A 13,751-nucleotide genomic window follows, 5' to 3' on the forward strand; every position below is an offset into this window, starting at 1 on the left:
AAAATACACTGAGGATGGCTACTTTCTTTCCCGTAGCGGAAATATATTATTCTTCAGGTTACTCACCGCCGCGAGAATATGCGGTGAACCTTCCATGTGGAAACGGTTACTGTTAACCAGCATCTCCGGCTTCTGTTTTATGACTTTTTCCGGTAGATCTTCTGCCACAGGTTGCTGCGGCTGTAACTGAAGCCAGCCTTCTTTTCCGCTACGCTTAACCATGTACATTGCTTTATCAGCCAGGATGAGGGTATGTGACCACGTCCAGCCGGCTTCCCCGCCGGGCGGGTGATAACATACCCCAACAGAACAGGTAGGCGGCGCGCTGAGCCGTTGTTGATGAGGCCAGCGCGTCAGTTCCATGGAACACATCAGGCGTCCGATAAATTCACTTACGGAAATGCCTGCATCCAGCACAATCAGAAACTCTTCGCCGCCCCAGCGAATAACGTGATCAGCACTGCGTACTTCCCTGCGCAAAATATCCGCAAATTTAACCAGAATATCGTCTCCGACAGCATGGCCTAATTCGTCGTTCAGGACTTTGAAATTATCGATATCGAGAATGATACAAAATACCCCCCGTTGCTGGCGGGCAGCCTTCGCAAGGATTTTATCTATAAAGGTATCGAGATAACGGCGGTTGTTAAGCCTGGTCAAAGAGTCGGTCAGGCTTGCCTGCTGCAATTGTTCGTTGGCTTCAGCCAGCTGCTTGTTTGCTTTATCAAGCTCCGCAGTGCGCGCAGTTACCATGGCCTCCAGTTGCAGTCTGGCGCGCTCCAGCCGGCGGGTTCTGATGTGGTATACCGCCCAGAATGCGAGGACAGCGAGCAACACAAATACCAGCCGCATCCATTGTTGTTCGTACCAGAAGGGCGGCATGGAAAAACGGAAAAAGGCAGGCTCTCCCCAGGCATTCCACTCTTTCAGGCGGGCTTCCACTTCAAATGTGTAATCGCCCGGGGGTAAATTCGTGTAAAACGCTTCCCGCCTGTTTCCGGCGTTAATCCAGTCACGGTCGTACCCGTTCAGGCGGTAACGAAATTCCAGTGCACTGTTACGGTAAAAACGGGGACTGGTGTAATTGATCTGAAGATTCCGCTCCCCCTTAGGGAGTAAAGCCCCCGACTTTGTCACGGATTCACCCTGCACAATGATTTCATCGACTACCGGTACCAGTCCTCTGCGGTGAAGGGCACTCAGAGTTAAATCAATGGTTGCCACTCCGTTGAGTGTGGGCAGATAAAGTATATTACTGTCAACAAGACCTTTCGCATTTCCCGCCCCGTTGCAGCAGCGGATCCCGTCGGTGTCGGACTCCGGGCCGTAGTCGTCCACAAGCATAGACACCTCCACCGGCGCTCCGGCTTCAAGTGAATGCTTACTTATCTGATACACACCTTTCAGGCTGGAAATGACCAGATTGTCGTCTTGTTCAGCCATAAACATCACGCCGGATGCCGGTAGCTGACGTTCATCCGGCCAGTACCAACCAGACTGCTGCTGAACCGCAAAGCCAGACTGAAAAGTCCCGATCAGCATACGGCCGTCTTTCAGTTGTCCGATATAGGCAATTGACACTGTGTTGAGAATGTCATCATTGACAGGTATCCGCTCACCCTTCCCGTTCAGGTGGATAAGGCCGCCGGTGGTGCCCGCCCAGATATCGCCAGTGTTGTCTGCAAACACAAAACGGGTATTACCAATCTCTTCACCGTCACTGAGCGAAACTTTTTGCATAGTGTCCTGACCCCGGCGAAACAATCCGCCCGTAGAGGCCACCAGTACATCACCGCCCGGAAGCTGTTCAATGCCGTTAATTTGCATGCCGTCGAGTTGCGGGAATTTCTGTAAAACCTGGTAGTTTTCATCAAGGTGCACAAGGCCACCGCGGGTTCCCAGCCATAGCGTGTTGTCTGTGGCCGTTAATATTGAATACACCACGTGATTAGGCAACCTGGCATCCTGTATCAGGGGCGTGAATTGATGATCTTTGAGCAAATAGAGCCCGGCATTCGTGCCGGTAAGGATCCCGTCCCCCTGCTTGCCAAAAGTCCAGACATAGGGTTCATCAAGCCGGGCCTTTTTACCCAGACTGTCTGTTCCGTCATAGCGCAAACGCTGCAGACCGTGAGTGCGGCTTCCAAACCAAAGGTTGCCCGCTCTGTCTTCGAAGGCAGACACAAACCAGGGAGACGTTCTGCCTTTAATTTCGGTAACTTCTTCTACCAGAGTATGGCCGGTAAGTTGAAGAAGACGTTGCTTACCGCCTATCCAGAGGTTGCCCTTACTGTCAGCAAATAACATCTCAATAGGATCATTAATTACGCCGGACATGGTTTCATACGCCCTGAGTTTGTTGCTGTCGCTGGCAATGAAAAGGCCTTCAGACGTCCCCACCAGAAGCTGTCCACGATACTGCGCAAGGTGAATAATGTGTGCGCCGGATGGCAGCACGCTTGCGGGCACTGACTGGCTGATGTGTTGCCCGTCCAGATAACTCAGTCCGGTACTTGAGCCAATCCAGAGGCGATGTTGATCTGTGGCGAGAGTTCGGATATGCCCGGCTTCCCCTGCTATGCGGTTTACATGGTCACCCTTTGCTGAGACCCGGAAAAGACCATCTCCGGCAGCGTAAAGATATCCGTTAAACCAGATAATATCGTTAATTGCTCCCAGAGACTTCCCGTCGAGCAGCACTTCTTCTATTTGCCCGTCTTCCATTTTTAGCAAATGATTTGATGTACCGACAAACAACCTGTCATCCGGTGTAACAAAGACTTTTCGCAGGATAGGATCGGAAAACAGCGGAGATGTTCTGCCATCAAAGATACGGAACTGGTTGCCATCAAACCTCGCCAGTCCTCCCTCTGTGGCTACCCATATAAAGCCGGTATTGTCTTCAGCAATACTGATGGCAGAGACCTGAGGCATATTGTTACGGGTATCCCAGATACGCTGATGATACTGACTGTAAGGAATAGTCGCCGGCGCTTCTTTAGCGACCGGAGCTGCAATTACGTCCGCAGGAAAGAGAAACAGGAATACCAACGCATAAAAAAACAGTAGCGCTGGCAGGCATACTGGATCAATCCGATCTTGATGCGTTGAAAGAATAGCGGGACAACCCTGAGTGCTCATAGGCAGTGTTCATTCCCCGAAAGTAAAAACATGAATTGCGCGTACAACAGATCGTTGCCTGTTTATATGGAGAGTTTACCACTAAGGATAGTTCACTTCCCTTTGAAGTGATTAATCTTTTGGACAGTTTTGGTATTAAAAATTTACATCAGGTACAAAAAAACCGCCTGTAAAAGGCGGTTTTCAAACAAGATTTTATTTAAGCTATGACGGGCTCTGCATACCGGATGGGCATCTCATCCTGGTTTTCATAAGTGATATACTCCCAGCAATCTCTCTGCTCCAGCACAGCATTCAACAATTTGTTGTTAAGACCATGACCGGTTTTATAGGCTGCCAGTTCACCAATGATGCTGTGGCCACCCATATAAAGGTCGCCCACTGCGTCCAGAACCTTATGCTTCAGGAATTCGTCATCATAACGCAAACCTTCAGGGTTCAGAATACGGAACTCGTCCAGAGCAACAGCATTTTCCATGCTGCCACCCAGTGCCAGATTGTTCGCGTTCATGTACTCAAGGTCGCGCATGAAACCGAATGTCCGGGCACGGCTGACTTCTTTTACATACGAACAACTGTCAAAATCCATCACCATATGCTGATTAGTCTGACTAATCACAGGATGATCGAAATCAATACGGAAATCCACGCGGAAACCATCGTAAGGACGTAACTCGGCCCACTTGTCTCCGTCTTCAACCCGCACTGTCTTCGTGATACGGATAAAACGCTTAGGCGCATTCAGCTCTTCAATACCTGCAGATTGCAGTAAGAAAACGAACGGGCTGGCGCTGCCATCCATAATCGGCAATTCGTTGCTGTCTACTTCAACAATGATGTTGTCAATGCCCAGACCAGCTAACGCTGAAGCAAGGTGTTCCACAGTGTGGATACTGACACCATCTTCATTGTTTACACACGTACACAGCATGGTATTACCCACCGCGTTTGCACGCGCATGGATATCCACATAGGGTTCCAGGTCAATGCGTCGGAACACAATTCCTGTGTTCGCAGGCGCAGGCCGGAGAGTCATGGTGACCTTTTCCCCTTTGTGTAAACCAATACCGGTCTCTTGTACCGATTGTTTGATTGTACGTTGTCTAATCATTTCGTTGCTTTTACCTGTTCAAAAAGCGGTCGCGTATTATATAGACAAAAGTTTATTTTGTCAAATTTCTGTCACACTTGACCTTGATTAAACACCAACTTCTTATACAATGACAACAATTCCGGAGAAAAATTCCCCGAAATGAACAGCTTAGTCTGCCTGTTTACGCAAGAATGCCGGGATATCCAGGTATTCTAAATCGTTATTCGGCTGTGCTTCACTTTCTACTTTCAGTGCCTGGTTACCATCGGTAGAGCCTACAGCGCGGGCTTCACTGGTACTTGAAGTACCGAACTCGCGGGCTGCTCCGGATAAACGGGAACCTTCAGAGCTTACCAGCGAAATGTCAGGCTTACGCTCTGCGCCGATACCTGTTGCAACTACCGTTACGCGCAGCTCGTCACCCAGCTCCATGTCGATAACGGTACCCACAACCACGGTGGCGTTCTCTGAAGCAAACGCTTTAACCGCGTTACCCACAGTTTCGAATTCATCGATGGAGAAATCAGGGCCAGCAGTGATATTCACCAGAATACCGCGAGCACCAGACAAGTCGATATCTTCCAGCAGCGGGCTTGCAATTGCCGCTTCAGCAGCTTCTTCAGCGCGGTCAGAACCTGATGCCACGCCAGTACCCATCATTGCGCTGCCCATTTCTGACATCACCGTTTTAACGTCAGCGAAGTCAACGTTAATCAGACCAGGACGGGTGATCAGTTCAGCAATACCTTGCACTGCACCGCTAAGCACGTTGTTGGCTTCACTGAATGCTTGCAGAAGTGGCGTGCCCGGGCCCATCACTTTCAGCAGTTTTTCGTTAGGAATGGTGATCAGTGAGTCAACGTTTTTCGCCAGCTCAACAATACCCTGGTCAGCAAAAGCAGTACGCTTTTTACCTTCAAAAGGAAACGGTTTGGTCACAACCGCAACGGTCAGAATACCCATTTCACGTGCGATACGCGCAACTTCAGGGGCTGCACCTGTTCCGGTACCACCGCCCATACCCGCTGCGATAAACACCATATCTGCGCCATCAAGAGACTGGCGGATGGTTTCGCGATCTTCATGGGCCGCTTCACGACCAATGTTTGGATCGGCACCTGCACCTAAACCTTTGGTGACAGAGGAACCAATTTGCAGTGTCACGTCTGCGCTTGAACTGCGCAGTACCTGGGCATCAGTGTTCACCGCAATGAACTCAACACCCTCGATATTTTGTGTCACCATGTGTTCTACAGCATTACCGCCGCCGCCACCGACGCCGATAACTTTAATTACGGCTTCTTCGCCGTGGCTATCCATTAACTCAAACATACTTACTCTCCGGATTGGTACGTCTAACAACACTAAGCCAGGTCATATACGACGGTCGGATGCCTCCATGCGACCGTATGCCGAGTCTTAGCGCCCCCAAAATAAAATTAAAATTCACCTTTAAACCAGCTTTGCACGCGCTGAAAGAAACTTTCGCCGGACTTCTGCTTACTGGTCTTTTTATTATCTGCTTGCATTTTGCCGTAGTGGAGCAAGCCCACAACGGTTGCAAAGCTTGAATCATCGGTATACTCCGATAATCCGCGCATATTTATTGGTTTGCCCACTCTCACGGGCATTTGGAAGATTTCTTCCGCAAATTCAACAGCGCCTTCCATCTTGGCGGTACCGCCCGTCAGAACCAGCCCTGCTGCAATTTGTTCTTCAAATCCACTGGCACGGATCTCTTTCTGCACCAGCTCAAATAATTCCTGATAACGAGGTTCTATTACCTCTGCCAACGTGTGTCTGGACATGGCTCTGGCAGGTCGACCGCCCACACTGGGCACCTCGATATTCTCTTCCATACTGACCATGTCCTTCAGCGCACAGGCATAATTCACCTTGATCTCTTCCGCATTACTGATAGGAGTGCGGAAAATCTTGGCAATATCACTGGTTATCTGGTTCCCCGCCACAGGGATCACAGCAGTGTGACGAATTGCGCCGTCGGTGTAAATAACGATATCCATGGTGCCGCCACCGATATCCACCACACAAACGCCTAATTCACGTTCGTCATCAGTTAATACAGCGTAACTGGATGCCAGAGCAGAGAAAATAAGCTGATCTGAACTCAAATCACAACGCTCAATACACTTCACCAGATTTTTTGCCATATCATCGGCACAGGTGATGATATGGGCTTCAGCTTCCATACGGACGCCAGACATGCCTACCGGATTCTTAATCCCTTCCTGCACATCAATCGTAAATTCCTGCGGCAGCACATGAAGCAGGCGGCGTTCTGACGCAATGGGCACCGAGCGCGCTGCGTGAATCACGTTATCCACGTCTTCCTGTGTCACTTCCTGGTTGTTGATCGGTACCATGCCACTTTCGTTCTGGCACTTCACATGACGGCCGGAAATCGACATGAATACGGATGAAACCTGACAATCGGCCATCAACTCCATTTCACTGACTGCACGTTGTACAGATTTCACTACCAGGTTGAGATCGTTTACGCCACCTTTATCCATACCCTGCGCAGCATGCGTGCCTACACCAACAATGCTGATCTGGTCATCGGCCAGTAATTCGCCGACAACGGCTTTCACCTGGCTGGTACCGATATCCAGTCCGACAATCAGGTTGCGTTCAGCAGGTTTTGACATGGTATTCCTAAACTCTCTCATTAACTTTTTTCGTCTTGTGTATCCTGCCAGCCGACTGCCAGCCCGGTGTCGTAGCGTAAATCCACATACTTCACCGCTTTAGGTTGCTTCGCCAGCAACGGATACACATCGATGAACCGTTGCAACCGATCTATAAATTCCTGTCTGCCCAGATTCAGCTCAATGCCGTTGGCCAGCTGAATCTGCCAGGCAAACCGCTCGCTTAACGTCAGCTCTGCGATAGGCATGGCAGTGGTAGCCAACAATGACTGCATGGCGTTGTAGCCCTCCAGCGCGGTTTTCTCACTGCCGCCTGGTCCGAAAAGCCTGGGCAGCGTCATGTCGTCCACACTGGCGCTGAATGTGTCCCCGTAGGGATTCAGCAAAAAGTCATCGTTCCACTGCGCCACCGGCTTTTGCTCGACCAGATAAATCTTTAACGTATTTGGCCATTGCTTACGTACCGATGCGCGATAAATCCATGGCTGGGCTTCCACCAGCTTGTAAACTTCATTGACGTCCAGCGAGAAAAAACTTCCCGGTTGTGACTTGCGGATCAGCCGCTCCAGCCTGGTTACATCCACATGGCTGAACTCACCGGAAAAATCCACCACCTGTACCGGTGCCCTCTGGGCATCCTGCAGGTAATCCTGAATTTTAATGCCGCCCACAATCAGACCACCAATGACCGCGAGCAGAAATGCCACGCCGGACCAGAATTGAATCTTCTTGTGCTTCGCCTTTGTCATGCAAGCTCCGTTTAGTCTGATGAGAGACTGGTCGCCAGAATTTCCAGCGTCAGTTCATCAAAACTCAAACCAGCCACTTTCGCCGCTTTCGGCACCAGACTTTTTTCAGTCATGCCGGGTACGGTATTCGCTTCAAGCAAGTAGAACGTGCCATCAGCAGCCTGCATTACGTCAATGCGGCCCCAGCCGCTGCAAGACAATGCATTGAACGCACGAAGCGACAATGCTGCCAGTTCAGCTTCTTTGTCTTCCGACAAACCACCGGGGCATTGATACACGGTTGTATCGTCCTGATACTTGGCCGCGTAATCGTAAAATGTATGGGGGGTAGACATGCGGATCGACGGCAATGCCCTGCCCTGCAAAACAGAGACAGTGAACTCGGGGCCATCGATGTACTGCTCTAACAGGACCTGATTATCATATTGAAAGGCGTCCTGAACGGCAGTTTCTAGTTGTTTAGCGCTTGTCACTCTCGCCATCCCGATACTGGAACCTTCGCGGGCTGGTTTGACCATGACTTCATTCCCCAATTCCATCATTATAGCCCCGCATGATCCAGCTTCAAAGTCACTTTTGTCAGCAATTTGATATTTTGCGGTAGATAAACCAAGACATTGCCAGATTTGTTTGGTATGGATCTTATCCATCGCCAGTGCAGAACCCAGCACGCCACTGCCGGTATAGGGGATTTTCAGGTGCTGTAATGCGCCCTGCATCGCACCGTCTTCGCCACCACGCCCGTGCAACATGATCAACACACGGTCAGCTTTTTCATCAACTAATTCAGTAAGTTGACGTTCAGCAGGGTCAAAAGCAAAAGCATCAATGCCCTGCCTTAACAGGGCATTCAGTACCGCTTTACCCGAGTTCAGCGATACTGCACGCTCAGCAGAATCACCACCAAACATTACTGCTACACGACCAAATTGTTGTGGATTTACCTGTTCAGCCATCACTGCCACTCACGTTGAAATTTTTTTGGTTCTAATTCAGATTTTGCCAGTTTTTTAGCAATCTGGCCGATATTACCGGCTCCCTGAGTCATGATCACGTCGTTTTCCTGCATCACACTGGCAAGAATCTCTGCCAGAGAATCCGGTTCACCCACGTAAACAGGTTCCACCTGGCCTCTTAAACGGATGGACCGGCAGAGTGCTTTACTGTCAGCACCTTCAATGGGCTGTTCACTGGCTGCATACACATCCAGCAATAACAGCACATCCACTTGTGAGAGCACTTCAACAAAATCTTCATATAAGTCACGGGTACGTGTGTACCGGTGTGGCTGATACACCATGACCAGCCGCTTATCCGGCCAGTTAGTGCGGGCCGCAGCGATGGTTGCCCTGACTTCAGTCGGATGATGGCCGTAATCATCAACCAGACACACATCACCTTTGCTGGTCGTAAACTCGCCCAGTACTTCAAACCGGCGTCCGATACCGCCAAAGGATTTCAGCGCCGTCACGATAGCGTCGTCACCGACCCCTTCGTCTGTGGCGACAGCAATGGCAGCAAGGGCATTGAGAACATTATGCATGCCGGTGAGATTCAGCGTGACATTCAGTACTGGCTTATCAGGACGGATCACGTCAAATTGCGCCTGACCAAACCTGAGTTCAATATTTTCTGCGCGCACATCGTTACCTGGCTCAATACCGTAAGTAAGGATGTTGCGGCCAATTTTCGGCCGCAGAGAACGGATCACTTCATCATCACCACACAAAATGGCCTGTCCGTAGAATGGCAGGTTATGCAGAAACTCCAGATAGGTGTCTTTCATTTTGTTGAAATCACCTTCATAGGTACCCATGTGGTCCGGCTCAATATTGGTCACCACGGACACCATAGGCTGAAGATGCAGAAACGACGCATCGCTTTCGTCTGCTTCAGCAATCAGGTAGCGGCTCTTACCCAAACGTGCGTTTGTGCCCGCACTGTTAAGCAGACCACCGATAACAAATGTGGGATCCCAGCCGGCTTCGGCAAAAATAGTGGAAATCAGGCTGGTCGTGGTAGTTTTTCCATGGGTACCCGCAATGGCAATACCATGACGGAAGCGCATAAGTTCAGCCAGCATTTCAGCCCGGCGGATAATAGGAATGCGGTGTTCACGGGCATAGCGGATTTCCGGATTTGACTCGTTGATCGCGCTGGAGACGACCACCACATCAGACGCTGTAACGTTGTCTTCATGATGGCCAATAAAGATTTCAGCACCCAGCTCTTCTAGCCGTGCCGTCATCGCACCGGCCTGTATATCTGAGCCGGCGATATCATAGCCTTCGTTCAGTAGTACTTCTGCAATGCCGCCCATGCCCGCGCCACCGATACCGATGAAGAAAATGCGCTTCACTTTACGCATCTGCGGGTTTTGGAATGGTTTTTCACCTACCATTACGCTTTGTCTCCTGTCAGCAGGACACACTGTTCTGCGACCCGCTGTGTTGCATTGGTTATTGCTGCCTGACGGGCTTTTCTGCCAGCCGCCAGGCAGGATTGGGGATGGCGCAGCCAGTTTTCCAGCACTTTGCCCAACCCGCTTTGTAATTCTGTTTGCGGTAATAACACCGCAGCACCGGTCTCTACCAGAGACAGGGCATTCTTTGTCTGATGATCATCAACAGCATGAGGCAGTGGCACAAACACCGCCGGTAAACCCGCCGCTGCCACTTCAGCTACAGTCAGTGCGCCGGCGCGGCAAACGATAAAGTCAGCCCAGTCATAGGCTGCCGCCATATCTTTAATAAATTCACTGACCTGCACATCCACACTGCCACTGGAATAAGCACTTCGAACTGCTTCTGCATTACCTTTACCGGCCTGGTGACGGATAGTTAACCCATAGAGATTCTTGCATACAGCAGGCACAGCCTCATTGAGCGCTCTAGCGCCCAGGCTGCCACCAATCACCAGCATACGCAACGGCGAATGGGTTTCTTTTTTCGGCGCGATGGCCACAATATCCCGGCGCACCGGATTACCCACCGTCATGCATTTGCTTGCTGCACTGCCAAACCCGCCTCTGGCATTATCGAAGCCCAGTAAAATGCGCTTTGCCAGTTTACCCAGCATACGGTTCGTCATACCTGCGGCTGCATTCTGCTCATGCACAATTAAGGGAATTCCCCGTAACCACGCAGCAACACCACCCGGTCCGCTGGCATAACCACCAAAGCCGATGACCACATCAGGCTTGAGTGAGGAAATGAGCTTCCCGGCTTCTGCCATGCCTTTCATCAGCGCCATAAATCCGCTGGCTCTGGCTGATAATCCTTTACCCCGTAACCCTTTCACGTGGATAAAATGGATGGGGAATCCGTTTTCAGGCACAACCTGCGCTTCCATCCGTTCTGCGGTGCCCAGCCAGTGTACATCCCAGCCATCTGCTTTCAGCGCATGTGCAACGGCAAGTCCGGGAAACACGTGTCCGCCGGTACCGCCAGCCATGATAAGACAGCGCTTAGTCATTCAACGCCCCCTTTTCTACTTCTTCTAACATGGCTCTGATATCTTCTTTACTCTTTTGTTCCGGTTGTTCACCGTCTTCAGCAGCAGAGGAAACCGGAGCCGGCTTCTTCTTACGTTTATCTTTCCGGCCGATAGCCTGAACACCGTCGACCCGCAATTCAAAATCTATCCGCAGCAACATGGCCACCGACACCATCATCACAATCAGGCTGGTACCGCCATAACTGATAAGCGGCAGTGTTAACCCTTTCGTGGGCAAAATGCCGGCACTGGCACCTACGTTTACGGCGGTCTGGAAGCTCAGCCAGATCCCGATGCTGTAAGCCAGATATCCTTCGAAAGGCCGTTGCTTAGCCAGCGCGTGATTGCCAATTTTCAGGGCACGGACAACGAGGAAAAGAATGAGTCCCAGCACAATCAGCACACCGGTGAAGCCCAGCTCTTCGGCCAGTATTGCCATGATAAAATCGGAGTGAGCCTGAGTCAGAAACTCCAGCTTCTGATAGCTGTTGCCCAGCCCCTGTCCGAACCAGCTGCCCCGGCCATAGGCCATTAACGACTGAGTAAGCTGATAACCGCTGCCAAAGGGATCGGCCCAGGGATCAAGGAAAGACGTGACCCGCCGCATGCGGTATTCTTCAAACACGATCAGGAACACGATGGCCAGTAAGCCAACAAACACGATGGCAAAGAACTGCCAGAGCCTTGCGCCCACCAGAAATAGCAGTCCCATTGTGGTGGTGAACATTACCACCGCAGTACCGAAATCCGGCTGCAGCAGCAGTAAGCAGGCGAGTACAAAGAACACCACCAGCGGCTTAATAAAGCCTTTAATGTTTTCTGTCACCTCTTCATAACGGCGCACCAGATAACCGGCCAGATAAGTAAAGAAGAACAGTTTGGCAGGTTCCGCCGGTTGTAAGGTCAGCGGCCCTATTACAATCCAGCGGGTACTACCGTTAATAGAACGCCCCATCACCAGTACCGCCAGCAACATCACAATGGCTGCCAGCAATAACCAGGGATTGATCACACGCCAGAAACTCATGGGCACCTGCAGCACTACACCGGCAGACAAAATGGCGACAAGAAGATAGATGCCGTGACGGATAGAAAAATAAAAGGGATTACCGTACAAACGGTCAGCCACGGGCATGGAAGCGGAGGTCACTATCACCAGCCCCAGTGTTGCCAGCGCCAGTGCCACCAGAATCAGACCGGCATCATAGGGTGACGCAGACTTTGCCGCACCGTGACGCTGAGAAAAAATCTCAGATAATTTTGTGCCTGTTTGCTCAGACGCTGCTGTACTCATTTACCGGATACTCCGTGAACCGCTTCAGCAAAAACCCGTGCCCGGTGAGCATAATTATCAAACATATCGATACTGGCACAGGCCGGAGACAACAGCACCATATCGCCGGGCTCAGCTTGTTGGGCTGCCAGTTGAACCGCAGAAGGTAAATCGGGTAAATAATGTCCCCCAGGGATCAGGTCGCTGATTTGTCTGCCATCTTTTCCGATGGTAAGCACCAAATCCACATACTGCAGCAGGGGCTCCCTGAGTACGGACAAATCAGCCCCTTTGCCATCTCCGCCGGCAATTAAAATCAGTTTTCCGGTTTTATCCCGGCCCAGTCCTTCCAGAGCCGCCAGCGTGGCGCCGGCATTTGTCGCTTTAGAGTCATCAATCCAGCGCACGCCTTGCGTATTGGCGATTTCCACACAGCGGTGAGGGGCTGGTTCAAAGGTCTTTACTCCGTTGCAGGCGGTTTCAATACTCACGCCGGCAACAAGCGCCATTGCCAGTGCGGCCTGAATATTCAGCACGTTGTGTGTACCTACCAGCTTTACTTCACTCATAGGCAAAACAGCTTTGCCCTGCCAGGTAATCACCTGATTGACAAAGCCGAAGCCGGTTTTACTCTCGCTGGCCTGATAGAGTGTCGTTTCAGCAACGTGAGACTGAGGAATGGTTTCCGGATGTCCCTGCCAGATAACAGCATGCTGACAATGCGCAAAAATACGCTGCTTAGCGTTTGCATATGCTGCCATGGTGCCATGCCGGTCAAGGTGGTCATCACTCACGTTCAGAATCGTGGCGGCGAGTAAATTTAAAGATGATGTGGTTTCAAGCTGGAAGCTGGACAACTCCAGCACCATATAATCAAATCCTTCACCAATGGTGTCCAGTACCGGACGGCCAACATTGCCGGCAGCACAGGCCTTCAGTCCGGCCTGATTAAGAATATGTGTAAGCAGAAGCGTTACAGTGGTTTTTCCGTTTGAACCGGTGATGCCGAAAGCCGGCGTGCGCGACAATCGTGCAAACAGCTCGATATCACCAATGACTTCCACACCGGACAGCGCAGCACTTTTCACCGACGGATGGGACGGCGAAATCCCCGGACTGAGCACGAGGGTATCGACATTCTCCCAGTATCCCGGCGGCACTTCACCGGCGGTGACAGGAACAGTGATATTGTCAGGTACTCTGGCGTCCGGTCTGGTATCCCAGACTTTCACCGACGCACCGGTTTCTGTTAAAAAGCGCACAACAGACTGACCGGTCATTCCCAGACCAGCCACGACAACATGTTGTGATGCCAGCAATTCGTTCATAAA

General features: G+C 51.0%; 10 protein-coding genes. All 10 read right to left on the reverse strand.

Annotation, left to right across the window (positions count from 1 at the left end; genetic code table 11):
• Window positions 1-18: 18 nt before the first annotated feature.
• Complete coding sequence (locus J3369_RS15320) at window positions 19-3,141, reverse strand: ligand-binding sensor domain-containing protein (protein ID WP_349588426.1); 3,123 nt, start codon at window positions 3,139-3,141, stop codon at window positions 19-21.
• A 199-nt stretch (window positions 3,142-3,340) separates the two neighbouring features.
• Window positions 3,341-4,252: a UDP-3-O-acyl-N-acetylglucosamine deacetylase gene (lpxC, locus tag J3369_RS15325; RefSeq protein WP_349588428.1), complete on the reverse strand. Its 912-nt coding sequence runs from the start codon at window positions 4,250-4,252 to the stop codon at window positions 3,341-3,343.
• A gap of 150 nt (window positions 4,253-4,402) precedes the next feature.
• On the reverse strand, window positions 4,403-5,566 hold the full coding sequence (gene ftsZ, locus J3369_RS15330) for a cell division protein FtsZ (protein WP_303572879.1): 1,164 nt from the start codon (window positions 5,564-5,566) through the stop codon (window positions 4,403-4,405).
• A 107-nt stretch (window positions 5,567-5,673) separates the two neighbouring features.
• Window positions 5,674-6,903, reverse strand: a complete 1,230-nt coding sequence (gene ftsA, locus J3369_RS15335) for a cell division protein FtsA (protein WP_303572878.1) — start codon at window positions 6,901-6,903, stop codon at window positions 5,674-5,676.
• 20 nt (window positions 6,904-6,923) lie between these two features.
• Window positions 6,924-7,652 carry a cell division protein FtsQ/DivIB gene (locus tag J3369_RS15340; protein ID WP_303572877.1) on the reverse strand — a complete coding sequence of 243 codons (729 nt, stop codon included), beginning with the start codon at window positions 7,650-7,652 and terminating at the stop codon, window positions 6,924-6,926.
• 11 nt (window positions 7,653-7,663) lie between these two features.
• Window positions 7,664-8,608, reverse strand: coding sequence for a D-alanine--D-alanine ligase (locus tag J3369_RS15345; RefSeq protein ID WP_303572876.1), 945 nt, complete (start codon window positions 8,606-8,608; stop codon window positions 7,664-7,666).
• A complete protein-coding gene (gene murC, locus J3369_RS15350; RefSeq protein WP_303572875.1) occupies window positions 8,608-10,053 on the reverse strand; it encodes a UDP-N-acetylmuramate--L-alanine ligase in 1,446 nt (481 codons plus the stop codon). The genes J3369_RS15345 and murC overlap by 1 nt, the downstream gene beginning before the upstream one ends.
• Window positions 10,053-11,126: an undecaprenyldiphospho-muramoylpentapeptide beta-N-acetylglucosaminyltransferase gene (murG, locus tag J3369_RS15355; protein ID WP_349588432.1), complete on the reverse strand. Its 1,074-nt coding sequence runs from the start codon at window positions 11,124-11,126 to the stop codon at window positions 10,053-10,055. The genes murC and murG overlap by 1 nt, the downstream gene beginning before the upstream one ends.
• Window positions 11,119-12,441, reverse strand: coding sequence for a cell division protein FtsW (gene ftsW / locus J3369_RS15360; protein ID WP_349588434.1), 1,323 nt, complete (start codon window positions 12,439-12,441; stop codon window positions 11,119-11,121). The genes murG and ftsW overlap by 8 nt, the downstream gene beginning before the upstream one ends.
• Window positions 12,438-13,748: a UDP-N-acetylmuramoyl-L-alanine--D-glutamate ligase gene (gene murD / locus J3369_RS15365; protein ID WP_349588437.1), complete on the reverse strand. Its 1,311-nt coding sequence runs from the start codon at window positions 13,746-13,748 to the stop codon at window positions 12,438-12,440. Before murD ends, ftsW begins: the two co-directional genes overlap by 4 nt.
• Window positions 13,749-13,751 lie beyond the last annotated feature (3 nt).

This window comes from Alteromonas sp. NFXS44, assembly GCF_040148705.1.
Lineage (GTDB): Bacteria > Pseudomonadota > Gammaproteobacteria > Enterobacterales > Alteromonadaceae > Alteromonas.